The organism is Devosia albogilva (genome assembly GCF_042685625.1).
GTDB lineage: Bacteria > Pseudomonadota > Alphaproteobacteria > Rhizobiales > Devosiaceae > Devosia > Devosia albogilva.
Map to the genome: position 1 here is coordinate 3,233,297 of NZ_JBHUNP010000001.1, position 24,085 is coordinate 3,257,381.

A 24,085-nucleotide genomic window follows, 5' to 3' on the forward strand; every position below is an offset into this window, starting at 1 on the left:
GAATGACGCAGAAGACCGTAACGCGGGCCGATCTGGCGGAGGCCGTCTACTCGACGGTGGGGCTGTCCAGAACCGAATCCGCGGAGCTGGTTGAGCGGGTTCTGGAACTCATCACCGATGCGCTGGTGACCGGGTCCAACGTCAAGCTGTCGTCCTTCGGCTCGTTCCAGGTGCGCTCCAAGAACGAGCGCATCGGCCGCAATCCCAAGACTGGCGAGGAAGTGCCGATCCTGCCCCGGCAGGTTCTTGTGTTCAAACCGTCCAACGTGTTGAAGTCCAAGATCAACAAATCTATGGTTCGTGCTGGAAAATAAGCCTCCAGCGAGTCTCAACGTTCCGTGGACAAGTCTCCAGACGCCTTTCGGACTATCTCCGAAGCCGCCGAAGAACTGGACCTGCCACAGCATGTCCTGCGCTTCTGGGAGACCCGTTTTTCCGTCATCAAGCCGCTGAAGCGCGGCGGTGGGCGCCGCTACTACCGCCCTGAGGACGTGATGCTGCTTCGCGGCATCCGGCACCTGCTGTACGATCAGGGCTTCACCATCAAGGGCGTCCAGCGGATCCTCAAGGACCAAGGTCCCCGTTATGTCATCGCCGTGGGCGAGGGCAGGCCGCTTGAAGAGATCTTGCCGCTGATCGAGCAAGCCGAAGCTGTCGGCGACGAGGCCGAGGTCGAAGAAGCGCAGATGCTCGCGAGCCCAGCGCTCGATGCGGACTCGCGGGAAAAGCTGGCCGACGTCCTGCGCGAATTGCTGGAATGCAAGCGCATCCTCGAGCGGGCGCGTGATACCTGAGCGGAAACTCGCGCTAAGTTCTGCTTAACCTCTTGCGAGCGCTTTATTAACCATAATCGCAAATTCTGGCTCCATTGTTTTCAGCTGCTTCGGGGCCAGCAGTGTCGCGTATCGGATTGTTCTTGCCGCTGGCCGTCACGGCCCTCATGCTTGCTGGATGTGCAAAGCCCCCAAGCTCACAGCCACAGCTTGTTTCCGCTTATCAGGCGGAGCGCAGTCTCAGCACCGCCAGCGTCGTTCCCGCCGCAATCGTGACTCATCCAGCCTTTGACCCCGGCACGCTCGCCGGCCGCACTCTGGCCGTCGCCTCAGCCGACGACATCGTGCTTGAGCCCGGTGAAGTGGTACTGACGTTCGACGACGGTCCACGCCCCGGCAAGACCGAAGCGATCCTGGCGACGCTGGATCGGTTCGGAGTGAAGGCGACATTCCTCATGCTGGGCGAAGCCGCGGCGCGACACCCGGTGCTGGCGCGCAAGGTAGCCGCGCGCGGTCATACCGTCGGCAGCCACACCTACAGCCATGCGGACCTTTCGACGCTCACCCGCCAAGCGGCCATAGACGAAATCGCGCGGGGTGAGGATGCGGTCGCCACAGCTCTCTCGTCCGGAGGCGAGACGGCCTCCCCCTTCTTCCGCTTCCCTTATTTGTCCCAGACCGGGTTTCTCCGCACCAGCCTGACTCACAGCGGCGCTGTGGTGCTCGACGTCGGCATCGACAGCAAGGACTACTACAGCGACACCGCCGATGTGGTCGCTGCCCGAACTCTCCAGCGCCTGGAAGCCCGTGGCAGCGGCATTATTCTCTTCCACGACATTCACCAGCGCACCGTCGACATGCTGCCCGGCTTCCTGGCGGAATTGAACGCCCGAGGCTACTCCGTGGTGCGCTTGGTGCCGCGCGACAACAGCATCTTCGGCAGGGACCTGATCACGGCCGAGCTGATGTAGGGCAGGGAGGTCAGTCCTCCTCGTCCTCTTCCACATCGGTGAGGTAAACGGAAAACTCGATATCGATGCCTTGCGCCGCTATCGCTGCGGCAGCATGCGCGGGCAGCCGCGCTGACATCGACTCTCCCTCCGCGGGGTAGTCGAAGGCGATATCGAGGACTGCCCGTCCGATCCGCCGATCTCGCAACATCGCAGCCAGCGTCGCGCCCGAGCGATCCGCCAAGTCGAGAATGGCCCTTACCGGATTGGTGACCGGCACGTCCACCTGGGCATAGAAGCTGCCCTCCGCATCTTCCGCCTCGTATCGGACCGTGAGCTGCTTCAGCGCAATCTCGAGCTCCTGTTGAGAGACGGTTACGCCTGATAGCCTAAGGGCCATGGCAAAGGGTTCGAACTGGCTCATCCCGCATTTCCCGCCGTTGCCGCGAACAGGGCTATGGCTGCCGCGTTCGACACGTTGAGCGATTTGATCGGCCCCGGCATATCGAGCCGCACCATCTCATCGCAGAGTTCGCGTGTACGTTGCCGCAGGCCCTTCCCTTCGGCACCGAGCACGATCGCCAGCGGGCCGCTCCCCACACGCGGCCGCAAAGGGGCGGGGGCTTCAGAATCGAAGCCCAGAACGGTAACCCCACGCGCCTTCAAGGTCTCCAGCGCGTCGCCGAGATTGCGCACCTCGACCATCGGCACGAGATCGAGAGCACCCGAGGCGGCCTTAGCCATCACCCCGGTCTCGCGAGGAGAATGACGGGAGGTCGTTACCACCGCTTGTGCGCCGAAGGCACAGGCCGTGCGCAGGATGGCGCCCACATTGTGAGGGTCGGTGATCTGGTCCAGCACCACGATGAGCTTCGGTTGCTTCAGGTCGTCGAGCCGAAAGCGGCTCACCGGATCGACTTCCAATGCCACGCCCTGGTGCACGGCATCGGCGCCGAGCAGGCGGTCGAGCTCTTTCGGGGTTGTTTCCTCCACGCGAACATCGGCGACAGCGCCGGTCTCTTTCAACCGGTTCAGCGCGTTTGGGGTGGCCAGCAGCGCCTTCTTGACACGCTGCGGATTGTCCAGCGCCGCTCGAACGGTGTGAAGCCCGTAAAGGTATACCGGTCCCGTATCGGGATCGTATTTCGGCTTGGGCGGAAATTTGTTGATGCTCATCGCTTCGGCGTAGCGCCTTTGACGAGAGGGGGCAAGCGAGTGCCGGCGTGCTATGGGCGGAGTGTATGTGGAGAGGGCGCCCACTGTGGGCGCCCTTGATCAGCTTAATTGCTGGTCCCGTCGCTACCGCTGCTGGTGCCGCTCGTCGCGCCGCCAGTGGTGGGGTCGGTAGTGATATCGACGGAGCCATCGGTGCCAGTGCCGTTGCTGCCCTCTACGGCGCCCGCTGCACCGCCGCTTGCCTGGAAGCCCGCAGAGCGGCATGCCTCGGCGTCGAGGGTCGACAGGTCAAAGGTCGACCAATCGGTGGTGCCGGAGCCCGAGGTATCGCTGGAGTTGCTGCCGCTCGTGCTGCCCGCGGTGCCCGTAGCGCTACCGCCTGCGGTGGCAGAGGCATCGGTGGACCCAGACGAGCCGCCGTCACCGCCATTTGTGGTGCTTTCTGCAGCACCTGCACCTTCGGCTCCGAACAGGGTATCGCAGTGCTCCTGGAAGCGCTGGACCTGGTCTTCGGGCAGCGACTGCCCGTCGATGGTGTATTGCTGGGCGAAGCTCGGCGCGGAAAGGCCGAGGGCAAGCACGGCGATCGAAGCCGGCAGGATCATCTTGGACATTGTGTTCTCCTCTTGCACGGGCATGCTGCCCGGCAACAGAACGAGAAGTGTCCAGGGCTGTTGCGTTACCCTTCTGTCCTCAACTCAAGTGAATGTGCAGATTTCCGCCACATTCCACCTCAGACATCGTCGCCCGATGTAGTGCGTTCGAATGAATCAAGAGCATCGGCGATCTTCATCGCGGTGCTGGGATTCACATCGGCCTCACTCTTTGCTTGTTCGTGGGCCATGAGCTCTTGGGTGGAGATTCCCGCTCGAGCGGCCAGGTCGTCCACGCTGATACCAAGCTGTTCGCGGCGCTCGCGATCCATCACCGGTGACCGGTCGACGATGGGTATGGGCTTGTCGGGCATGATCGATCCTCGTGTATCGGTCTCGATCAACGTTTCCACCCCGCACCGGTTCAGCGCTTGCGATCACGGTGCCGAAAGCAGTGGGGGAGCCGACGTGGTCGGCTCCCCCGAGGTTTGTTACGACTGCGCCGAACGGGCGGTCTCGAGCCAGCCGTCGACCAGATCGCGATTGGCTTCGATCCAGTCGGCAGCCTGCTGCTGGATGTCCTCGGCGCTACCGGCGCCGTCGTTCATCAACGCGTTCTGCTCGAAGATGGCTGGCAGCGGGATCGATGCTGCTTCAAGCAGCGCGCCCACGGCAGGGTTGTCTTCGAGGAAGGCCGAGTTCGCGACCGGCACGATGTCGTTGGCCGGGAAGCCGAGTGTGCACGGATCGGCCACGCAACCCTCCACGCCCTCGAGCACCGCAGCATCGGCCAGGTCGGCGAGATCTTCCGGCAGGTTCACTTCCGGCACCTCGATCCACATCACGTCCTCGCCCGGCTTCAGAGCGTTGACAGTCCAGTTCGGCGTCCAGGTGTAGAACAGGATCGGCTCGCCGGCCCCGTATGCGGCAACGGCATCGGCCATGGAGGCGGAGTAGGCCGCCTTGATCGGGTTCACGTGGTCGCGCAGATCATACGCATCCAGGTGGTGCTCGATGTTGATCTCGCAGCCCCAGCCCGGCGGGCAGGCCACGAGGTCTGCCTTGCCGTCACCGTCTCGGTCGAAAGCTTCCTTGACCTCGGGGCGCTTGAAGTCTTCGAGGCTCTTGATCCCGAACTCCTCGACGGAGGCCTTGTCGACGAGGTAGCCTTCTAGCGCGCCGCCCTTGGCTACCGCACCGATGATTTCAGCCTGGCCTTCGAAGGTCGGCTGGTAGGTGTTGTGCAGCGGGAACCAGCCGTTGACCCAAAGGTCGACGTCACCCTGGGCAACGGCCTGATAGAACGGGGGATTGTCGAGCGTGGTCGGACCCTCGACGGTGTAACCCAGCTCCTGCAGAAGCTGCTTGTAGATCTCGGCATGGAACCAGCCGGTGTCCCAGGTGGCCTGCGCCATATGCACCGTCTTGCCCTCGCCAGGATTATCCTGGGCCAGGGCCGGAGCGGCGACGAGAAGAGTGGATAAAGCGACGGCAGTCAGCGTCTCGGTGAGTCTGAACATGAGATCAGCTCCCTTTTTCTTGGCGTGAGAAGATATGCGGGCGCGCCAACGCCCGCTCGAAGTGGCGCAACACGGCGCCAGGAGAGCCTCAGGAGGCTCTCTGGACCTCCCCGGTGGACACTTGCGCCCCCCGGTGGAAGAAGGTGACCAGCGTTTGGCGTAGGCTGACGGTGCGGACACCGGTCGACTCGCCAAGGCCCTGGGTGATGCGGTCGAGGATGATCGCCAGCAACACGATGCCGACCCCGCCAGCGGTTGCCCCGCCGACATCGAGGCGACCAAGGCCGGTGTAGACGGTGAGCCCCAGCCCACCGGCACCGATCATGGAAGTGATGACCACCATCGACAGTGCCAGCATCAGGGTCTGATTGAGCCCGGCCATGATGGTGCGCATGGCGAGCGGCAGTTGCACGTTCCACAGCATCTGCCATCCGGTGGAGCCGAATGCTTCGGCCGCCTCGATGAGGTCGCCGCGGACATTGCGGATGCCGAGATTGGTCAGGCGCACGATCGGCGGCAGGGCGAAGACGATGGTGGCGATGATGCCCGGCGCCATGCCTACGCCGAACAGCATCACGATCGGAACCAGGTACACGAAGGACGGCACTGTCTGCATGATGTCGAGCACGGGCCGGACAACGGCCAGCACACGATTGCTGCGCGCCGCAAGGATGCCCAGCGGCACACCCAGCACGACACAGAACAAGACCGATGTGACGATCATCGAAAGCGTCGTCATCGTCTCGGGCCACAACCCGATCAGGTCGATGAAGACCAGGGATGCAACCGTGAAGATCGCGATGCCGCGCCCGGCGGTGCGCCAGGCGGCCAAGGCCAGCAAGGCCGTGAAAACAAGCATCGGCATCGCGTTGAAGAGGGTGTCGAGCCAGGAAAGCAGTGTGCTCACCGGCACCTGCATAGCGCGAAACAGCGGCCGGAAGTTCGGCACGATCCACTCACGCACGAGCACATTGACCCAGTCGTCGAACGGGATCAGCAGAAATTCGGATGGGCTGAACATGGCGTTCCCTAGTCCTTGTCCGGCACGCCATTCGGCGCACCAGCTTCACCCGACAGCTGCGCCAGAACCGCTTGAGGTTCCACGACGCCGATCAGGCGGTTGTTGTCATCGGTAAGGGCGATAGGCAGACCGCTGCTGGCGGCACCATAGAGCTCGTTCAGCACCGCACCGGGTTCGGCCGTGGGGTAATCCGGCTGAATGGCGTCTGCCAGAGTAGCCGCTTCGTCGCGGACAGCGGCAACGGCGTCCTGGTAGGTGACGACGCCGGCAATCTCTTCGCCATCCAGAACATAGAGGGCTGCCCGATTGGCGTCTTCCATGTTCTGAACGGCTGTCTCGGCGGTATCGGTGCCCAATTGGAGCAGCACCGGCTCGTCTGCCACCGTCTCAGCGGTGAACACGCGGCCACGGTCGATATCAGCGACAAAGGCGCGGACATAATCGTCGGCCGGATGGTCCACGATCTCCTGAGCGCTGCCGATTTGAACGATCTCTCCATCCTTCATGATCGCGATGCGATCACCGAGCAGCAGGGCCTCGTTGAGGTCGTGCGTGATGAAGACGATGGTCTTCCGCAGCGCCTTCTGCAGCCGCAACAACTCGTCCTGAACCTCGCGCCGGATCAGCGGGTCGAGAGCGCCGAAGGGCTCGTCCATCAGCAGGATTTCAGGATCGGTGGCCAGTCCGCGAGCCAGGCCAACCCGCTGTTGCATGCCGCCGGACAGCTCGGAAGGCATGCTGTCCGCATAGGCGGCAAGCCCGACCTGCTCCAGGGCTGCTTCGGCGCGCCTGCGGCGTTCGGCCGGTGCAACCCCCTTGATCTTGAGCCCGTAGGCAACGTTGTCCGCCACGGTCATATGCGGGAACAAGGCGAAGTGCTGGAACACCATAGCGACCTTTTCGCGCCGCACTTGGCGAAGGGTCGCCGTAGAGCAACGGGCGATATCCTGCCCGTCGATCAGGATGCTGCCGCCAGTAGGCTCGATGAGCCCATTGAGCATGCGAACCAGAGTGGACTTGCCGGAGCCGGAAAGGCCCATCACGACAAATATCTGCCCTTGCTCCACTTCGAAGCTCGCGTCGCGGACGCCGACGGTATTCCCCGTGGCCTCGAAGATCGCCGCCTTGCTCTCACCACTCCGCAGGCGGCGTAGCCCCTCTTCAGGGTCGGTGCCGAAAACTTTGGTAAGGTTCTCTATCTTTAACTTGGCTGCCATGTACTCTCAAAGACGACTCCTCGCTGTAAACTGGGAGGGGCCGATCAGTTCTTCTTCATTGGATTTGGCACGCAAGTAGAATTGCCGCGACAGCTTGGAAGCACATTCGCGCCAGACGCGTGTTGATCGTTTTGATGAAGCGAACCTTATTACGTACAGGGCTGCACTTCAACCCATTGTGGCTATTTTGGGTCTACGTCGACCTTCCCATCCGCTCTGGAAGATCATTGGAGCACAGCTCGACAACTGATTTTTCGGCCAAAATTGCTCCGGCCATGACGTCCGGGGCGGCCAGCGAGTTTCCAGTCACCATGACCTGAAAGCCCATCGGACTGCACGTCGGATCGTGCCGAGAATGCCCGTTCGTGCCAGGCCGCGACGGCGATTCGATTCCTTCCTGCGCGAGCGGTGACCCATCCTGACGAGTGGTGGTAGGCGCGACCCAAGCGTCACACGTGCACCTGGTCACCCCCGCGCTCTTTGGTCGTCAGCGCCAGATAGGCGACGCCGGCGTAGAAGAGGGCAACGGCGCCGACAACGAGCCATCCGGGCAGGGGACCGGTAGCCGCCTGCTCGACAAGCACGCCGATAGGACGTTGCGGGTCCAAATGGACGCCGGACTGCAGGTCAGGCGATGCGATCTTCAGCATCCAGGCCAGGAGCAGGATCAGAAACATCCAGACGTAGTTTCGACGCAACCGTCGACCCACAGCACGCCTGAAGGTGATCCGGAACTTGGGGTGGCGCAGATCCTGCGCCAGCATCACCAGCCATGGTTCCGGTCCGCCTTCGGGAGCCGGGCCAAACAACTGTCCGAAATAGTGTTTTTCGAACTGGCGGACCCGCATGCGGTAGACATCATAGAACCGGTACCGCCGGGCCTCGACGCCAAGCAGGAGAGACACCAGCAGCATGGCGAACAGAAAAAGGCCGTGATGCGCGGTCGGTGTGGACAGCGACACGGAGAGCAGGGCGGCAACGACGGTGATGGCCCAGTTGCTGGTGAGATCGAGACGGGACCGCCAGGAGTTCATGCGTCCCATCTCGGCGCGATAGTAGTGGATCATCGCGTTGGTCGCCTCTGCCGAGGTAGCCGGCAGGGCCGCTGGCGCGACAGGTGTGGTGTCCGTCAACCAGACCTCCTGTTCATTCCGCATGAGCTGCAGTGTCACCACGAAACGCCATACCGAACCGGGAGATGCCTTGGCCTGGCTTCACCGGCGCTCACCCGGCGCGGCGGACAGGCGAGCCGGCCCGCTCCACCCGATTTCGGAACACATGCGGGGTGCTCCCGTTTCGCCCCGACAACGTCCGGGAACAGGATGGATAATGGCGATCATCGGATATCATGCCTCCCACGAACAGATCGACCCAGCCTCTCTTCTCAAGGCTGTCGTGCAAGCCGAACAAGCCGGATTCGACGCAGCCATGTGTTCGGATCATTTCGCGCCCTGGAGCGAACGGCAGGGACAATCAGGCTTTGCGTGGTCCTGGCTGGGAGCGGCCCTGCAGGCGACCAAGCTGCCCTTTGGCGTCGTGAACGCTCCCGGGCAGCGGTACCATCCGGCGATCATTGCTCAGGCTGGTGCCACGCTTGCCCAGATGTTCCCTGGGCGCTTCTGGATGGCGCTGGGGTCAGGTGAGGCGGCGAACGAACACATTACCGGCGACCGTTGGCCCGAAAAGGCAACGCGCAATGCACGGCTCGGCGAATGCGTCGACGTCATGCGCCGGCTCTTCGCTGGCGAGACGGTGACGCACCAGGGCCTCGTCACCGTTGATCGCGCCCGTTTGTGGACCCTACCGACGGCTGCCCCGAAGCTGATCGGCGCGGCCGTCAGCCCGGAGACTGCGGCATGGGTGGGCGGCTGGGCCGATGGGCTCATCACCATCAACCAGCCGCACGACAAGCTGCGTGAAATGATCGACGCTTTCCACGCCGGGGGCGGGGAGGGCAAGCCGGTCTACCTCCAGATCCACCTCTCCTACGCGCCGGACGCAGACGCTGCCCTCGAAATCGCCTTCGACCAGTGGCGGTCCAACGTGTTCTCCGCGCCTGTGTGCTGGGATCTCGAACTACCGCAGCATTTCGACGAGGCATCCCGCTTCGTGCGCAGGGAGGACCTGCACGACTCCGTCCTCATCTCCAACGAACCCGCCCGCTTCGTCGACCTATTGGGCGAATTCCTGGAGCTCGGTTTTGCCGGTCTCTACCTGCACCATGTCGGCCAGGAGCAGCAGGAGTTCATCGACGTTTTCGGCGCGCAGGTTCTACCCAAACTCCGCGAAGGCAAGTGACCATGGATATAAGCCGGACCAGCGATCTCTGGTGGAAGAACGCCGTCTTCTACTGCCTCGACGTAGAGACTTTTCAGGACGGCAACGGCGACGGGGTGGGTGACTTTCACGGCTTGACCGAGCGGGTCGACTACCTTGCGGGGCTGGGCGTTACCTGCATCTGGCTGATGCCCTTCTATCCAACGGCCAATCGCGACGATGGCTATGACGTCATCGACTATTACGCCGTGGATCCACGTTACGGCTCCCTTGGCGATTTCGTCGAATTCTTGCGCACAGCACGCGATCGCGGCATCAGGGTCATCGCCGACTTAGTGGTCAACCACACCTCCGCCGAGCACCCCTGGTTCAAGGCGTCTCGTTCCGACAAGTCCTCCCCGTTTCGGGACTGGTATGTCTGGCGCGACACCATACCCGAGGGTGCGTCGGAGAGCCTGGTCTTCCCGGATGAGGAAGACAGCAATTGGGAACTGGATGAAGCAACGGGCGAGTACTACCTCCACCGCTTCTACAAGCATCAGCCGGACTTGAACGTTGCCAATCCTGCCGTCCGGGAGGAGATCCGCAGGATCATCGGTTTCTGGTTGGAGCTCGGGCTGTCCGGATTCCGTGTCGATGCCGTTCCCTTCCTGCTGGAGACCGAGGGGGTAGTGCACACTATGGACGTTGCGCCGCACGACTGGCTGCGGAACCTCCGCAGCTTCCTTGGGCGCCGGAGAGGGGATGCGCTGCTCATGGGCGAGGTCAATCTCGACTATGAGGAAGTGCGGAAGTTCTACGGCGACGATGGCGGCGATGAACTCCACATGTGCCTCAACTTCAACCTCAACCAGGCTATGGCGCTGTCGCTGGTTCGGCAGGACGCCGGGACGCTGGTCCACAACCTGCGAGCCATGCCCTCTCTGCCGGATGAGGCCGCCTGGGCGAACTTCATTCGCAACCACGACGAATGGTCGCTCGACAAGCTGACCGAGGCAGAACGTCAGGAGGTCTTTGGAGCCTTCGGGCCGAAGCCGGACATGCAGCTCTTCGGGCGCGGCCTGCGCCGCCGCCTCCCGACCATGCTCGATGGCGATCAGGCGCGCCTACGAATGGCTTACAGCCTGATGTTCTCGCTGCCTGGGGCGCCGGTGCTCTTCTATGGCGAGGAAATCGGCATGGCGGAGAATCTCGAAATCGACGGCCGCATGAGCGTGCGTGCGCTCATGCAATGGTCGCCGGACCGAAACGGCGGTTTCTCGGAAGCGTCGCCCGAGGCTCTTTGCCGGCCTCTCTTGAAGGGCCGCAAGTGGGATGCGAAGGCGGTCAATGTCAGGGATCAGGAACGAGACAATGCTTCATTGCTGAGCTGGATGAAGCGCCTCATCCGGCAGAGGCGCGAGCTGCCGGAAATAGCCTTCGGAGAATGGAGCTTCTTGCCCATCCCGGAGGCTGCGGTGCTTGCCCTCAGCTATGAATGGGGAGAGCGAAAGACGTTCGCGCTGCACAACCTTGCCCCCGAGGAGAAGAAGATCTCGTTCCAGCTGCAGGCCGGGCATGGTCGGCGGACGCTGCTGGATCGCCTAGGTGATGGCGACGTTGACGTCAGTGCGGATGGCACCGTGTCGCTCACCCTGCGCGGCTACGACGCCCGGTGGCTGAGCCTGCACTAGAGCCTCGCCCTTGGACTGCCACCAGGAACCATCCGGTTCCGCTGGGTTTGTGTCTCGGAACCCCGGAAGGTGGAGTAAGGGCATGTTGAAGCCTTTCATCATCAATCCTCCTGTGTTTTTCGGCGCGGTGGGGGTCATCGCCATGTTCCTTGCAATCGGCGTGCTCTTTCCCGCCGACGCCGGTGCCATCTTCGGAGGCTTGCAGGCTGGCATACTGAACGCGTTCGGCTGGCTCTACCTGCTCGCGGTGGGCATCTTCCTGGTCAGCGTGATCCTGTTCTGCTTCGGCCGCTTCGGCCGGCTGAAACTCGGCCCGGACGAATCCACCCCCGATTTCCGCTTTGTCTCCTGGATCGCCATGCTGTTCGCCGCCGGCATGGGCATCGGCCTGATGTTCTATGCCGTGGGCGAACCCATGACCCACTTCATGCTGCCGCCCACCGCCGAGCCCCGGTCCATCCAGGCGACGCGCGAGGCCATGAGCGTGACCTTCTTCCACTGGGGTATCCATGCCTGGGCAATCTATGCGGTGGTGGGCTTGTCGCTGGCCTACTTCGGCTACCGCTATAACTTGCCTCTCACGATCCGCTCGGGGCTCTACCCGCTCCTCAAGGAGCGGATCAACGGCCCGATTGGCCATGCTGTAGACATTTTCGCCATCGTCGGCACCGTGTTCGGTATCGCGACTTCGCTTGGCCTGGGCGTCTCCCAGATCAATGCGGGGCTGAACTACCTGCTCGGGATCCCCATCGATCCGATGGTACAACTCCCCTTGATCGCCGGTATCACTCTGCTCGCGACGATTTCCGTGGTCAGCGGCCTGGAGAAGGGTGTTCGCATTCTTTCGGAGACGAACCTGGTCATCGCCATACTGCTGATGGTCTTCGTGCTGGTGGTGGGGCCCACTGGCGATCTGCTCCGGGACTTCGTTCAGAACCTTGGGCTTTACCTCGATACGCTGGTGCTGCGGACGTTCAACATCTACGCCTATGAGCCGACGCCGTGGATCGACGCATGGACGTTGTTCTACTGGGCTTGGTGGATCTCGTGGTCGCCATTCGTCGGCATGTTCATCGCCCGCATTTCGCGGGGGCGCACCGTGCGGGAGTTTGTCACGGCGGTACTGTTCATTCCCGCCGGCTTCACCTTCTTCTGGATGACGGTGTTCGGGAACACTGGTATTTTCATCGATACTGGAGTGGCTGCGGGTGCACTCGGGCAGGCCATTGTGGACGATGTCTCGGTGGGGCTGTTTCGCTTCTTTGAGTACCTGCCACTGACGGGGCTTACTTCGACGCTGGCCGTGCTTCTTGTATCGATATTCTTCATTACCTCGTCCGACTCCGGCTCGCTCGTCGTCGACTCCATCGCGGCTGGTGGAGAAACGCAAACCACTACCGGCCAGAGGATATTCTGGTGCGCGATGGAGGGGGTCGTCGCCGCGAGCCTGCTGCTTGCCGGCGGGCTTGGGGCACTGCAGTCCGCCACGGTCGCCAGCGCACTGCCGTTCACTTTCGTCATGCTGGCTCTGGTGTGGTCGCTCTTTGTCGGTATGCGGGCCGACCTTGCTCAGCAGGTTCACAGGACGGCGGTCCCGCCCGCTCACCCCGCCGCAGGACACACATGGCAGCGGCGACTGGCTTTGATGTTGAAGCCGCCCGGCAAAGCCGAAGTAGAGCGCTTCATCGACAACGAAGTCCGACAGGCCCTGCAGCAGGTCGCCGGCGAACTCACCGCCCGTGGGCGCGCTGCATCGCTGTCGGATCAGGAGGACGGCAGCATTGCACTTCGTTCACCAGCAGAAGGTGTCCGCGATTTCATCTACGGCGTCAGCCTTGTGGAGCAGCCCTTGCCGTCATTCACGCCCATGGCCGTCGGAAAACCGGAGATGCGATTCGAGGCACACACCTACTTCTCGAGCGGAGGCCGGGGCTATGACATCACCGGAATGACACGCGAGCAGTTGATTGCAGATGTGCTGGTTCAGTTCGAGCGCTATCTGCGCCTGGTACAATCACCTGAAGCTCGCCTGCTGCAGGGTGCACCCGAACATGAGGCCGGCGCCAGATAGTGCAGGGCCCGGGCGCTACTGCGGGGCCGGGCGTCGGGAGCCTGTTGCGTGTAGGAAAGCCGCTGGTGGAGGGGACTGGATTCGAACCAGTGTAGCCTGAGGCGTCAGATTTACAGTCTGATGGATTTAACCACTCTCCCACCCCTCCACTACATCATCGCGGGTAGGAAGCCGGCGCCCATTGGGCGGCGACGGCCGGTTTATGGTGGTCCCGAGCCAAGGTGTCAACACCCTTGCTGTCGCTTGGGGAAAACCGGACATCTTCCTGCAGCCGCCGGCGTGTGTGCACCCGCCTGGCCCTTGTCACCTGGCGCCAACCACGCTAGGTGAAACTGCCCCGGCACGCCGGTGATGCGGGTATAGCTCAATGGTAGAGCAGCAGCCTTCCAAGCTGAATACGCGGGTTCGATTCCCGCTACCCGCTCCAGGCCGCAAGCCTGACACCGCTTCGGAGCGGGAGTTCCGCGTCCAACTGACAGCGAGTTGTGGCCCAAGCTCTGGAAGCTGGCCAGTTCACATGGAAAATTATAGGATAGCGTCCTGAACTAGGCGCCGAGGCGTAGCTCGTGAAGTTCGCAAAGGCTAGATCACTGTTTCTGACCGGCCTGCTGTGTTGGACTGCGGTATCGCCAGCTCACGCGGCCTCGTGCCACCTCGCGCGGGTGGAGCAGAACTTGCCCGACCCGGACACTTTGCTGGTTGGCGATGATCATTATGTTTACGTCACCAACAGCGAGCTGGGGAACGTGCCGGTGTTGCGCTCCGACGATCTCACCGCCTTCGAGCACGTTGGCGACGCCTTGCCGAGGTTGCCAGACTGGGCGAGGAGGCACTTCACCTGGGCTCCGGAAGTCACGCACTTCAAGGCTTCGAACAGCTACGTTCTCTACTTCACGGCCCGGCACGGCTCGATGCAGTGCATCGGAGTTGCGACATCAGCGGCGCCCGAGGGACCTTTCGATCCTGTCCAGGACGGTCCGCTGATCTGCCCCATTGCCGAGGGCGGCGCTATCGATGCGAGCACGTTCGAGGATGTGGACGGCCGCAGGTACCTGTTGTGGAAGAACGACGGCAATTGCTGCGGTATCGACACCTGGATCTCCATCCAGGAGCTGTCCGAGGACGGGATGCAGCTTGTCGGCGAGCCGACCCGGCTCATCCAGCAGGACCTGCCGTGGGAGGGCAAGGTGGTCGAGGCGCCGACGCTGTGGCTCGAGAACGGCAAGTACTACCTGTTCTATTCGGCCAACGCCTTCAACGAGAATTACGCCATGGGCTATGCCGTAGCGGACGACGTCCGGGGGCCCTACACCAAGTCCGAAACGCCGCTGCTCAGCAGCTCGACTGGTGAGGGCCTGATCGGGCCGGGTGGCCAGGACCTGGTGCGCCTCGAGGACGGCTCCACTGTGGTTGTCTATCACAGCTGGTCCGACGACATGAAGCTCCGTGGCCTCAACGTTGACGAACTGCGCTGGACCAATGGAGTGCCGGAAGTGGTGACGGGCTGCGCCGCCGAATAAATCACGGTGGGCCAAAGCCGCTGGCGAGAAACGCCTTCTGCCGGGCGATGTCGAGGTGCTCGGTCAGGATCGCCGCGGATGGCCGCCAGATGATCTCGCGCAGCACCTCCACCGGCAGCTTGGGCTCGCGGTTCTCGTCGAGAAGCCCGTTCCGCTCCTGCAGTGTGTCGGTGAGCTGGGTGTAGCAATAGCCGGCCAGTTCCGGGCTGTCGTGAATGGCATCGAACAGCTGGCGCAACAGGTCGAGATACTCCTCCTCGTTCGCGACCGTCGCATAGCCATACCAGCGCTGACCTTTTTCCGGCTGGAAGCTGACGCCGCCGAACTCGGTGAGCATGATCGGCTGGCCGCGCTGGTCCTCTGGGTTCAGCAGCAAGCGGCGCCGCTGCGGCCCATGTCCGATCTGCACACGATCGACGCCGTGGGTGGTGTGATACCGCTCGACCAGATGTTCCCCGCGCAGGGCGTAGTCGTGGATGCCGAGGATGTCCGACACAGTGTGCTCCCAACCATCATTGGAGATCACTGGCCGAGTGGGATCGAGCGCCTTGGTGAGGTGATAGAGCGAGGTGGCGAAAGCCTGCTGGTCGGGACGCAGCGCGATGTCGGGTACGCCCCAGCTTTCGTTGAGTGGCACCCAGGCAACGACGCAGGGATGGCTGCGGTCGCGCTCGACAGCTTCCAGCCACTCGCGGGTGAAGCGGTCTACCGCTTTGGGTGAGAACTCGTAGGCGTTGGCCATCTCGCCCCACACCATCAGCCCGATCACGTCGCACCAGTAGAGAAACCGCGGGTCCTCCACTTTCTGGTGGATGCGCACAGCGTTGAAACCAAGCGATTTGATCAGTTCGACTTCGCGCCTCAGTGCTTCGGGGCTCGGTGCCGCCAGGTGCGACTGCGGCCAATAACCCTGTTCGAGCACGGAGCGCATGAAGTACGGCTTGTCGTTGAGCAGGAAACGGCGCTCCTGCGCCGCGCTGCTGCGCATGCCGAAATAGCTCTCGACCTCGTCCAGAGACTGGCCACTGCCATCGAGCAGCGTCACGGTAACGTCGATGAGGTTGGGCGTCTCCGGGGTCCACAGCAGCTTGCCCCGGTCCTGCCCGTGCTCGAAGCCGGACACGTGAATTCCGGTCAGCGCCTGGGCACTCCGAAGGGTTAGCCGCTGCGTGGCCAGCGTCTCCCCCTTCAGGCTCAGCTCTATGCGGCAGTCGACCGGCTCCACCGGCCGCCGGCCGAGCTGGATTTCCACGCCGACCATGCCCCGTGTAAGGTCCGGCGTCAGTTGGACATTGGCCACGTACTCAGCCGGAACCGGCTCCAGCCACACCGGCTGCCAGATGCCGGTGGTGCGGTGATACCAGATCGAGTGTGGCTGTTCCCGCCAGTCCTGCTTGCCACGCGGTTGTGTTGCATCGAGCGGCTGGTCCTCCGCCCGTACGACAATGACCTGTTTGGCGCCCGGCACCAGGCTGTTGGTGATGTCTGCCGAAAACGGGGTGTGGCCGCCCTCGTGGGTAGCGACCAGATCGCCATTGACCCAGACCATCGCCAGGTAGTCCACCGCACCGAAATGCAGCAGCAGGCGTTCACCGGGCGCAGCTTCGGCCTCGATCTCCCGCCGATACCACACGACCGGATGGAAACCCTTCTCGTCGACCCCGGACAATTCCGACTCGGGCGGGAAAGGCACTGTGATCGCCCGATCGAAGCGCTCCGGCCGAGTGTGCCAGCGCTCACCCAAACCGGCATCGGCGTCGTCATAGGCGAACTGCCAGGTGCCACAAAGATCGCTCCAGCGGGGGCGCCGAAGGCGTGGGCGCGGGTGAAGGGGCATATCTGCTGTCTGGCTCATGGCGCTCTCGAAATTTGGACGTGAAAAGGCCGGAGGCACAATTGCGCCTCCGGCCGCTCGGTGAGGATCAGCGGTTGCCGCGGCGGACCGCCTGCTCGACGCGCCGCTGCATATTGCTCAGAGCATCGTCGACCGAACCGTTGGCAAGCCAGATGGCGCTGAGTTCCGTCGCCATGTCTTCCTGGATGCCACGCTGGTTCTGGATCATCGGCACGGCGCGCGCCATGTCGGCGGTTGATCCATACTCGTCTCGATGCGGCAGGGTCTGGAATTCCTCGGAGTCGAGCACGGACTGACGCACGGTGATGTGACCCGTGCGCGACCAATCGAAGTTATGGTCGTTGATGAACTTCAGGAATTCGAGCGCGGCCTGCTTCTCTTCCTCGCTGCGGTTCGGGTCGGTCGGAATCACCCACATATGGGTGTCGGACCACACGGCGTCTTCGCCGAAAAGGCTCGGCAGAGGCGCCACATAGTAGTTCTCCAGCGCGGACTCCGGGTTGGCGGCGTGGTCGTCATAAGCGTTCACCACCCAGGTGCCATTGAACAGGATGGCTGCCTCGCCATTGATGAAGGCCTGCTCGGCACCGGCTCCGTCGAAGGCGGAGTTGTTGAAGCCGCCGGTATAGATCGACTGCAACAACTCGGCTGCCGCATGGGCCTCCGGCGTATCGATGGTCACCTCGGTGCCGTCGCCGCTGAACACGTCCCCGCCCTGCTGCCAGATCCAGGAGAGGAACAGACGGACGGGGTAGGGGGAGTCCGCCTGGGACTCCATGGCGAAGTAGAGCTTGCCGGTGCGGTCCTTCACCTGCTGCGCATGGGCGAGGAACTCTTCGGGGCTGGTCGGCAGGACCGGCTTGCCATCCTCGACCAGGCCCGCCTCTTCCATTATGTCCATGTTGACGTGGAGCAGCTTGGTGTGGAGGTCCATCGGCATGCCATAGACGGTGCCGTCGATCGTCACTGCTTCGCTGGCCGCCGGCAGGAAATCGGCCAGGTCGACGCCCGCCGCCTCGAGGTCTTCCCCGAGCGGCTCCACCAGGTCACGGGATACGAAGTTCGGCAGCACTGAGCGGTGCATTACGGCGATGTCCGGGATGTTGCCGGTGGAATAGGTCGCCGAAAGGAGATCGTAGTACGGGCCCCATTCCACCGACTGGGTGTCGACGGTGATGTCCTGGCCGTTCTCGGCGTTGAACTTGTTGGTGATGGCCTGGATGATGCCGCACTCGCCGATGGCGGCGGAGACGTCGGTCTTGCCATTGTATTCGTCGGCGCAGTCGCCGAAGAAGCGGAAGAAGTCGACGTCGACGGCGCCGGCCGGCGCTGCGATGCCGAGGGTCGTGCTTGCCAGCAACAGGCCGGCTACTCCATGAACAAGCTTCATTTCATTCTCACTCCCTTTGAACATCGGCAGGTTCTTGCGTGCTCGATGCGCGTTGACGGCATTGGTGCCGTGTCTGGTGGCGCCGGTGGCGCGAGAAATCAGCGGCCGCTCCCCATGGAAACCCCGCTGACGATGTAGCGCTGGAAAATCAGGTAGAGGATGAAGACGGGCAGGCTGGCCAGCACCGCCGAGGCCATGACCATGCCGAGCCCTTCGGTCTGGGCGTAGTTGCTCTGGATGGAGGCGAGCCCCACGGTCACCGTGTAGGAGTCGTCGTCGGTCGCCGACACCAGCGGCCACAGAAAGTCGTTCCAGGCATGGAGAAAGGTGAACAGCCCCAGCGTCGTCAGCGCCGGAATGGCCAGCGGCAGCATGATCTTCCAGAAGATCGTGAAGCGGCTGGCGTTGTCGAGTTCGGCCGCCTCCTCGATCTCCCGGGGTACCGCCCGGAAGAACTGCGTCATCAGGAACACCCCGATCGGCACCGCCACCCGGGGCGTCGCCAGGGCGATATAGGTGTTATGGAGCCCCAGATCGGCGAACATCGTGTGCAGCGGGATGAACACTGCCTGTTCGGGCACCATCAGCCCCGTCAGCACGAAGATGAACAGGATGCGACGGCCGGGAAATTTGATGCGCGCAAACGCGTAACCGGCCAGTGATGAGACGATCAGTACCATCGCCGTCATCAGCAGTGCAGTCATGGCGCTGTTGATGAACCACCCCGGCACCCGCGACAGCCGCAGGATCAGCTCGTAGTTCTCGGTGGTGAACGGAATCGGCAGGATGCTCGCCGTCGACCGCATCAACAGGAAGTTGGGCCGGAACGACAGGGACACGATCCACAGCGCCGGGATCACCCACAGGATCGCCAGCACGATGGTCGCGCCGAGGATCAATCGGTCCACCCACGGATTCTGCACCCGGATGGCGCGAGCGAAGCGGCTCATGACCGTTCCTCCCGTCCCAGGAAAAGCTGGATCATCGAGACGACGAACATGATCGCGAACAGCACCATGGCCATGGAGGCGGCGTAGCCGATCTGCCAGTCGCGGAACCCGGTGTCGTAGATCAGTTGCACCAGCGAGCGCGTGCCGTCGGCCGGCCCGCCACGGGTGAGCAGTAGCGGCTGACCGAAGATCTGGAAGTGCGCCACGATCTGCAGCACCAGCACCAACACGATGGTGCGCCGGATCGAGGGCAGGGTGATCCGCCACAGCACCGTCCAGCGCGAGGCATGGTCCAGCTCTGCCGCTTCGTACAGTTCCTCTGGGATCTGCTGCAGCGCCGCGACGAACAAAGCGAGCGGCAGGCCGACGCCCCACCACAGGGTGGTGACCACCAGCGAGGGCATGGCCCAGAAGCTGTCACGGAGGAAATCGATCGGCACGAAGCCCATCGCCTCGGCGATGTGGGCGAGCATGCCGCGCTCGCCGTTCAGCATCATTTGCCAGATGAAGGTGACGACGCTGACCGAAAAAACGCTGGAGCCGAAAAACACGGCGCGCAGCACCGCGTGAGTGCGGGTGCGCTTGCTGACGGCCAGCGCCAGCAGCAGCGCCAGGATCGTCATCGACGGCACCGTCATGGCGACAAAGCGGATGGTGTTCCAGAGCGATTTCCAGAACAGGGAATCGTACCAGAGGTCCTCGTAATTGAGGAAGCCGATGAACTCCCGATAGGTGCCGACGAGCTCCCAGTCATGCAGGCTGATCCAGAATCCCTTGAACAGCGGGTAGACCAGGAACACGCAATAGATCAGCAGGAACGGCGCGAGAAACAGGTAGCCCTGCCAGGCGTCGCTCCTGCCGAAGAAGGCGGGGCGCCTGTTGATCGCCGTTTTGGGGAGGCTCTCGCTCAACTCCTGGGTGGTCATGGCGCGAGTCTCGGCAGAGCATTGCCGGCGGCGTCGAAGAGGTGCGCCCGGTCAGGCTGAAAGTCGAGGCCGACGAGATCATCCACTCTCGCCTGGGACTCCCCGGAATCTTCCACGATCACCAGCCGCCCGTCGGTCAGGGCCACGTGCAGGTGCGTGGTATTGCCGAGCTTTTCGACGAGCTCGACCTTGCCCCTGAGTGCCCCGTCCTCAGGGCCGGTCAATTGCAGGTGCTCGGGACGCAAACCAAGCGTTGCTGCAGCACCGATTTCGCCGGGATGGGAGTCGACGGCGAGATCGATCGGGCGGCTGGCGCCGATATCCAGAGTCTGTCGGCCAGCACTGGTGGCACTGACTTTGCCCTCGAGAAAGTTCATCTTCGGGCTGCCAAGGAAGCCGGCCACGAAGAGGTTGCGTGGTTCGCGGTAGAGTTCGATCGGCGTGCCCACCTGCTCGATGTGCCCGCTGCGCATCACCACGATCCGATCCGCCATGGTCATGGCCTCCACCTGATCGTGGGTGACGAAGATCATGGTGGCATCGAGCGAGTGGTGCAGCCGCGCGATCTCCGCCCGCATCTGCACCCGCAGTTCCGCATCGAGATTGGAAAGCGGCTCGTCGAACAGGAAGGCTCGCGGCTGGCGGACGATGGCGCGCCCGATGGCGACGCGTTGGCGCTGGCCGCCCGACATGTCCCTCGGCTTGCGGTCCAGCAGTTCCTCGATCCGAAGGATACGAGCGGCGTCGGTAACCCGCCGCTTGATCTCGTCCTTCGGTACGCCGGTATTGCGAAGCCCGAAGCTGATGTTCTCGTAAACCGACATATGCGGGTAGAGCGCATAGTTCTGGAACACCATCGACACGCCCCGGTGTCGGGCAGGCACCTCATTGACTACCTCGCCGGCGATGGAGATGTCGCCGCCGGAAATGTCCTCGAGGCCGGCGATCATGCGCAGCAGCGTCGACTTCCCGCATCCCGAGGGCCCGAGAAAGACCACGAACTCCCGCGATCTGATGTCGAGCGACAGGTCCTCGATCACCAAGGCAGACCCGTAGCGCTTGCTTACCTTGGTCAGCCGAATGTCGGCCATGCTGCCTCCTCCTCCATGTAGCGGTGCTGGTTCTCCAGTCTTCCGCCATCCAGAATGCTATATCCGCAGCTTACTCTGTCAACACACATTGGTCGCTTTATTTGACAACATCATTGCAATGAGCGCGCGCAAAGGTCTTCATCTCCGAAACTGGTTTCGGAGCGCTCAATCTCAGAAGATGTGTCTGGCTCTATTCTGTCTCCATACTTGCTGCAGTTGCGATAAGTCCATCGAGCAGGGTCGCCGCCACTGGATCTGCGCCGGGTTCGTCCTGCATCAGGCGGAACGTGGTTGCCACCATGCCGCCGCGACCGATCCGCCGCTCCAGTATGGTGGCTGCGAGCTTGTGCACCCACCCGACCACGACGCCGGCGTGAACGAGGCCGCCATATTCCCAGTGCCGAAGGCTTCCCAGCACATGACGGGGCACTACCCGGTCATAGGCGAGGTCGAGCAACGGCCCGCCGGGCAAGGAAGCGAAGGGGCCGCTCCGCTTGATCCAGCCAAAACTCGCGATCCAATCCCCACGCCACATCGTACCTTGGCGTGCCGTCAAGGCGATGTTCGGCAACTGGCTCTCATGGCCCATGTGATGGCCGGGCTGCTCGTCATCGACGGGCATGGATGGCGGCTCGATGAGCGGGCCGTCCGACCGGAGGTTCTTCTTCTTCTGCAGCCGTGGATCGGAGAGCACGAGGTACCGCGCACCGAAGCGCATGGCCTTGATGTCGTCGGCGTCCAGTTCCGGCGCGATGATCACGTCAGCTTCGGCGGCCGGAACGATGGTGTAGCCCAGGGCGTGCACGAAGGCGGCATGACTGCCCTCCGTCGTGTGGACCCGAATACTCGACGGGGCAGGGCGGGCCGCGAAGACAGAAAGGTCGACGCTGTTTTGCGCCACTGTGCCGGTCGGCCCCTGAAGTGTGAGCGAAAGCTTCACCATGCAATTGCTGCCTACATCCGGCAGTTCGGTGGTGACCTGTCCCAGGTCCACAACCGCCAGCGCACCCGCTTGCGGTACGTCGGCGGAACCGGACCGGCCGCCCTCCAGTGACCAGTCCAGCACGGCGCCAGCCGGCAACGGGCTGCCGCCAGTCGCCACCAAGAGCCCGAAGGTGAACGAACCACCAGCCCAGCCGGAATACCGGTCCAGCAGGGGCACGATGACGACGTCGGCATTGATCTCGGCAAAGCGCTTGTGAAACACCCGCGGGTTGCGCCGGATGTCCAGCAGGCCGTTGGCTTCCCAATGGACATCGGTGATCTCGGTGATCACATAGCCTTGGATCGGCTCACGCGCCCGCATGGACTCGATCTGGTATTTGAGATTGCCGAACTGGTACCATTGCACCTGCTCGATGAAGGCGTCGAAGCTGCCGAACACGTCGTTCATGTGGTAGCCGGCGAAACGCCGCTGCACCCCGTGCGGGTAGGCCGCGTTGTCGCCCCAGCCGAACCCGGTTTCCATCCACCACGGTTCCGATCCATCCGGATTGGCCACCTCCTTCGGGTTCGGCAGCCCCCAGACGCCGAACTCAGAGACGATCAGCGGCTCGTCGCCGCGCCGCTCTGCATCGCCATGCTGTGAGAACGTCCAGTCCGCACCCGCCGCGAATTCCTCGGTGAGCTTCTCCCACTCCGCCCGCCGCTCCGGCACCGAACGGTAGTAGTGGTAGTCGTTGAGGTCGGTCTTGACGTGGAAGTTGGGAATGCAAGGGGAGTTGTCGACCACCAGTCGGCCCGGATCCTCCGCCTTCAGCCAGTCATATGTCTCCTTCAACCAGAGGCGATGGTCGGCATTCTCCATGAGCCGGGTGCCCCAATCCTCGTTGATGATGGTCCAGCAGATGATCGAGGGGTGATTGCCGTCGCGTTCCAGGATGCCCTTCATTGTGTCGCGCAGGCGCCGGGCCGACGCCTTGGTGAAGGTCGCGACGTTCGGGATTTCCGTCCAGATCAGCATGCCCATCCGGTCCGCCACGTCGTAGTAGCGCGGGTCGGGAACCTTGATGTGGCACCGCAGCAGGTTGAGCCCCAACTCCTTGGCCTTGCGGAAGTGATCCTCGATGAACTCGAGCGAGGGCGGCGTGCACACGCCCTCGGGGTAGTAGTCCTGGTCCAGGGCGCCGCGCATGTAGAGCGGCTGGCCGTTGAGATAGAGCTTGCCACCTCGCGTTTCGATCTTTCGAAAGCCGAAGTTGTGGCTGGTCCGGTCGCCAAGTGTCTGTCCGTCGAACACATCCACCTGCAGCGAATAAAGCTGCGGCCGCTCCGGTGACCAGAGCTGTGGCTCCCGCACCTTCAGCACGAGTTCTGCCGCTCCATCGGCAACATCGCCCTTGCCAGTGGCGACCAGTTCGTCCCCAGCAAGCACCGACAACTCGGCCCGGGTGCCGCCAGATACCCGGATCGTCACCCGAACCTCGCCCGTATCGGGGTCGGCCGAGATGGCGCAGTGGCTGAGGTGCGCGGCGCCACGCCGCTCCAGCGTCACCGACTGCCAGATGCCCCCGAGTGGGCCATACCAGCTCTGCTTGCCGTGCGGGATCTCGCCGAACGGATACTCTGGGTACTGATGCCGATCCCCTGTGGGCAGGGTGGCGGTGACTTCCAGCTGGTTTTCGCCGCTGATCCCCTGGGGCAGCACGAATTCGAACGGCAGGTATCCGCCCTCATGGGTGCCTAGCAACTCGCCGTTGAGGCGCACTTCGGCGAGGTAGTTTACCGCGCCGAAGCGGATCACCACGACGCCGTCGTCCCACCCCTCGGGTACGCTGAAGCTGCGCGCATACACGCCACGCCCGGACACGTAGCGGAGGTCCTCGAACTCCGCTTGCCAGGGGTTGGGAACCTTGGCCGTCCGTGCAACTCCGTCGCTCTCGTGGCGGAAATCCCAGTCCCCGTCCAGCGAAATGGTCTCGCGCACTCCGTCGCCAGCGTGTTGAGCCGCAACGTTCATTATGTCCTCCGGGCCCGGCTGTTTGTTGTCTTAATGCCGGTGCAAGTGATCTTCTTATCGGTAGCGTCGAAGCCGGATTGGCCGGTCAAGGAAGAGGCATTCGGTCCGCGCCAGGGTAGGCGG

General features: G+C 63.0%; 21 protein-coding genes and 2 tRNA genes. 8 read left to right on the plus strand and 15 right to left on the minus strand.

Features of this window, described 5'->3' with window-relative positions; genetic code table 11:
- The first annotated feature begins 2 nt into the window (after positions 1-2).
- The 3 genes from ACFSX5_RS16165 to ACFSX5_RS16175 all read left to right on the plus strand — a co-directional run bounded on the left by ACFSX5_RS16165 (position 3) and on the right by ACFSX5_RS16175 (position 1,744).
- Positions 3-314 (plus strand): integration host factor subunit alpha, encoded by a 312-nt coding sequence (locus tag ACFSX5_RS16165; RefSeq protein WP_386834837.1) that lies wholly within the window; start codon positions 3-5, stop codon positions 312-314.
- A gap of 24 nt (positions 315-338) precedes the next feature.
- The gene (locus tag ACFSX5_RS16170; protein ID WP_386834838.1) at positions 339-794 is read left to right on the plus strand and encodes a MerR family transcriptional regulator; all 456 of its coding nucleotides are present in this window, start codon (positions 339-341) and stop codon (positions 792-794) included.
- A 122-nt stretch (positions 795-916) separates the two neighbouring features.
- Complete coding sequence (locus ACFSX5_RS16175; protein ID WP_386834839.1) at positions 917-1,744, plus strand: polysaccharide deacetylase family protein; 828 nt, start codon at positions 917-919, stop codon at positions 1,742-1,744.
- A gap of 10 nt (positions 1,745-1,754) precedes the next feature.
- Here ACFSX5_RS16175 and ACFSX5_RS16180 read toward each other — a convergent pair whose 3' ends face one another.
- The 8 genes from ACFSX5_RS16180 to ACFSX5_RS16215 all read right to left on the minus strand — a co-directional run bounded on the left by ACFSX5_RS16180 (position 1,755) and on the right by ACFSX5_RS16215 (position 8,407).
- Positions 1,755-2,147 (minus strand): hypothetical protein, encoded by a 393-nt coding sequence (locus ACFSX5_RS16180; RefSeq protein ID WP_386834841.1) that lies wholly within the window; start codon positions 2,145-2,147, stop codon positions 1,755-1,757.
- A complete protein-coding gene (rlmB, locus tag ACFSX5_RS16185) occupies positions 2,144-2,899 on the minus strand; it encodes a 23S rRNA (guanosine(2251)-2'-O)-methyltransferase RlmB (RefSeq protein WP_386834842.1) in 756 nt (251 codons plus the stop codon). The genes ACFSX5_RS16180 and rlmB overlap by 4 nt, the downstream gene beginning before the upstream one ends.
- A gap of 104 nt (positions 2,900-3,003) precedes the next feature.
- On the minus strand, positions 3,004-3,513 hold the full coding sequence (locus ACFSX5_RS16190) for a hypothetical protein (protein WP_386834843.1): 510 nt from the start codon (positions 3,511-3,513) through the stop codon (positions 3,004-3,006).
- 119 nt (positions 3,514-3,632) lie between these two features.
- A complete protein-coding gene (locus tag ACFSX5_RS16195) occupies positions 3,633-3,866 on the minus strand; it encodes a helix-turn-helix domain-containing protein (protein ID WP_386834844.1) in 234 nt (77 codons plus the stop codon).
- A gap of 117 nt (positions 3,867-3,983) precedes the next feature.
- Positions 3,984-5,012: a glycine betaine/L-proline ABC transporter substrate-binding protein ProX gene (gene proX / locus ACFSX5_RS16200; RefSeq protein ID WP_386834846.1), complete on the minus strand. Its 1,029-nt coding sequence runs from the start codon at positions 5,010-5,012 to the stop codon at positions 3,984-3,986.
- Positions 5,013-5,100: 88 nt separating this feature from the next.
- Positions 5,101-6,033, minus strand: coding sequence for an ABC transporter permease (locus tag ACFSX5_RS16205; protein ID WP_386834847.1), 933 nt, complete (start codon positions 6,031-6,033; stop codon positions 5,101-5,103).
- Positions 6,034-6,041: 8 nt separating this feature from the next.
- Positions 6,042-7,250: a quaternary amine ABC transporter ATP-binding protein gene (locus tag ACFSX5_RS16210; RefSeq protein WP_386834848.1), complete on the minus strand. Its 1,209-nt coding sequence runs from the start codon at positions 7,248-7,250 to the stop codon at positions 6,042-6,044.
- A gap of 449 nt (positions 7,251-7,699) precedes the next feature.
- A complete protein-coding gene (locus tag ACFSX5_RS16215) occupies positions 7,700-8,407 on the minus strand; it encodes a DUF2270 domain-containing protein (RefSeq protein WP_386834849.1) in 708 nt (235 codons plus the stop codon).
- 172 nt (positions 8,408-8,579) lie between these two features.
- Here ACFSX5_RS16215 and ACFSX5_RS16220 point away from each other — a divergent pair, with 172 nt between their 5' ends.
- From ACFSX5_RS16220 to ACFSX5_RS16230, 3 genes are all read left to right on the plus strand, one after another.
- Complete coding sequence (locus ACFSX5_RS16220; protein ID WP_386834850.1) at positions 8,580-9,548, plus strand: TIGR03885 family FMN-dependent LLM class oxidoreductase; 969 nt, start codon at positions 8,580-8,582, stop codon at positions 9,546-9,548.
- Positions 9,549-9,550: 2 nt separating this feature from the next.
- Positions 9,551-11,200 (plus strand): alpha-amylase family protein, encoded by a 1,650-nt coding sequence (locus ACFSX5_RS16225; protein ID WP_386834851.1) that lies wholly within the window; start codon positions 9,551-9,553, stop codon positions 11,198-11,200.
- Between the two features lie 82 nt (positions 11,201-11,282).
- Entirely contained in the window at positions 11,283-13,271 is a 1,989-nt protein-coding gene (locus tag ACFSX5_RS16230) for a BCCT family transporter (RefSeq protein WP_386834852.1), read from the plus strand.
- A gap of 63 nt (positions 13,272-13,334) precedes the next feature.
- On the opposite strand, the gene ACFSX5_RS16235 is transcribed toward ACFSX5_RS16230, so the two are convergent.
- Positions 13,335-13,419 (minus strand) — tRNA-Tyr (locus ACFSX5_RS16235).
- Positions 13,420-13,624: 205 nt separating this feature from the next.
- Between ACFSX5_RS16235 and ACFSX5_RS16240 the strand changes: the two genes are divergently transcribed.
- Together ACFSX5_RS16240 and ACFSX5_RS16245 are read left to right on the plus strand one after the other, a co-directional pair.
- Positions 13,625-13,698, plus strand: a tRNA-Gly gene (locus ACFSX5_RS16240).
- A 247-nt stretch (positions 13,699-13,945) separates the two neighbouring features.
- Positions 13,946-14,791 carry a glycoside hydrolase family 43 protein gene (locus tag ACFSX5_RS16245; protein ID WP_386834853.1) on the plus strand — a complete coding sequence of 282 codons (846 nt, stop codon included), beginning with the start codon at positions 13,946-13,948 and terminating at the stop codon, positions 14,789-14,791.
- A gap of 1 nt (position 14,792) precedes the next feature.
- Here the strand turns inward: ACFSX5_RS16245 and ACFSX5_RS16250 are convergent, their stop codons facing one another.
- The 6 genes from ACFSX5_RS16250 to ACFSX5_RS16275 form a co-directional block, all read right to left on the minus strand.
- A complete protein-coding gene (locus ACFSX5_RS16250; RefSeq protein WP_386834854.1) occupies positions 14,793-16,646 on the minus strand; it encodes a glycoside hydrolase family 2 protein in 1,854 nt (617 codons plus the stop codon).
- A gap of 67 nt (positions 16,647-16,713) precedes the next feature.
- Positions 16,714-18,036 carry an ABC transporter substrate-binding protein gene (locus ACFSX5_RS16255; RefSeq protein ID WP_386834855.1) on the minus strand — a complete coding sequence of 441 codons (1,323 nt, stop codon included), beginning with the start codon at positions 18,034-18,036 and terminating at the stop codon, positions 16,714-16,716.
- A gap of 98 nt (positions 18,037-18,134) precedes the next feature.
- Positions 18,135-18,986: a carbohydrate ABC transporter permease gene (locus tag ACFSX5_RS16260; protein WP_386834856.1), complete on the minus strand. Its 852-nt coding sequence runs from the start codon at positions 18,984-18,986 to the stop codon at positions 18,135-18,137.
- Positions 18,983-19,912 carry a carbohydrate ABC transporter permease gene (locus tag ACFSX5_RS16265; protein WP_386834857.1) on the minus strand — a complete coding sequence of 310 codons (930 nt, stop codon included), beginning with the start codon at positions 19,910-19,912 and terminating at the stop codon, positions 18,983-18,985. The genes ACFSX5_RS16260 and ACFSX5_RS16265 overlap by 4 nt, the downstream gene beginning before the upstream one ends.
- A complete protein-coding gene (locus ACFSX5_RS16270; RefSeq protein WP_386834858.1) occupies positions 19,909-21,003 on the minus strand; it encodes an ABC transporter ATP-binding protein in 1,095 nt (364 codons plus the stop codon). The genes ACFSX5_RS16265 and ACFSX5_RS16270 overlap by 4 nt, the downstream gene beginning before the upstream one ends.
- A 190-nt stretch (positions 21,004-21,193) precedes the next feature.
- Positions 21,194-23,962, minus strand: a complete 2,769-nt coding sequence (locus ACFSX5_RS16275; RefSeq protein WP_386834859.1) for a glycoside hydrolase family 2 protein — start codon at positions 23,960-23,962, stop codon at positions 21,194-21,196.
- Positions 23,963-24,085: the final 123 nt, after the last annotated feature.

Bases quoted from the DNA above. Each gene is read 5' to 3' on its own strand.
- ACFSX5_RS16265 (WP_386834857.1), bottom strand. From the start codon at position 19,912: ATGACCACCCAGGAGTTGAGCGAGAGCCTCCCCAAAACGGCGATCAAC.
- ACFSX5_RS16215 (WP_386834849.1), bottom strand. From the start codon at position 8,407: ATGCGGAATGAACAGGAGGTCTGGTTGACGGACACCACACCTGTCGCG.
- ACFSX5_RS16260 (WP_386834856.1), bottom strand. From the start codon at position 18,986: ATGAGCCGCTTCGCTCGCGCCATCCGGGTGCAGAATCCGTGGGTGGAC.
- ACFSX5_RS16205 (WP_386834847.1), bottom strand. From the start codon at position 6,033: ATGTTCAGCCCATCCGAATTTCTGCTGATCCCGTTCGACGACTGGGTC.
- ACFSX5_RS16180 (WP_386834841.1), bottom strand. From the start codon at position 2,147: ATGAGCCAGTTCGAACCCTTTGCCATGGCCCTTAGGCTATCAGGCGTA.
- ACFSX5_RS16255 (WP_386834855.1), bottom strand. From the start codon at position 18,036: ATGAAGCTTGTTCATGGAGTAGCCGGCCTGTTGCTGGCAAGCACGACC.
- proX (WP_386834846.1), bottom strand. From the start codon at position 5,012: ATGTTCAGACTCACCGAGACGCTGACTGCCGTCGCTTTATCCACTCTT.
- ACFSX5_RS16210 (WP_386834848.1), bottom strand. From the start codon at position 7,250: ATGGCAGCCAAGTTAAAGATAGAGAACCTTACCAAAGTTTTCGGCACC.
- ACFSX5_RS16250 (WP_386834854.1), bottom strand. From the start codon at position 16,646: ATGAGCCAGACAGCAGATATGCCCCTTCACCCGCGCCCACGCCTTCGG.
- ACFSX5_RS16230 (WP_386834852.1), top strand. From the start codon at position 11,283: ATGTTGAAGCCTTTCATCATCAATCCTCCTGTGTTTTTCGGCGCGGTG.
- ACFSX5_RS16220 (WP_386834850.1), top strand. From the start codon at position 8,580: ATGGCGATCATCGGATATCATGCCTCCCACGAACAGATCGACCCAGCC.
- ACFSX5_RS16195 (WP_386834844.1), bottom strand. From the start codon at position 3,866: ATGCCCGACAAGCCCATACCCATCGTCGACCGGTCACCGGTGATGGAT.
- ACFSX5_RS16190 (WP_386834843.1), bottom strand. From the start codon at position 3,513: ATGTCCAAGATGATCCTGCCGGCTTCGATCGCCGTGCTTGCCCTCGGC.
- rlmB (WP_386834842.1), bottom strand. From the start codon at position 2,899: ATGAGCATCAACAAATTTCCGCCCAAGCCGAAATACGATCCCGATACG.
- ACFSX5_RS16225 (WP_386834851.1), top strand. From the start codon at position 9,551: ATGGATATAAGCCGGACCAGCGATCTCTGGTGGAAGAACGCCGTCTTC.
- ACFSX5_RS16275 (WP_386834859.1), bottom strand. From the start codon at position 23,962: ATGAACGTTGCGGCTCAACACGCTGGCGACGGAGTGCGCGAGACCATT.
- ACFSX5_RS16165 (WP_386834837.1), top strand. From the start codon at position 3: ATGACGCAGAAGACCGTAACGCGGGCCGATCTGGCGGAGGCCGTCTAC.
- ACFSX5_RS16270 (WP_386834858.1), bottom strand. From the start codon at position 21,003: ATGGCCGACATTCGGCTGACCAAGGTAAGCAAGCGCTACGGGTCTGCC.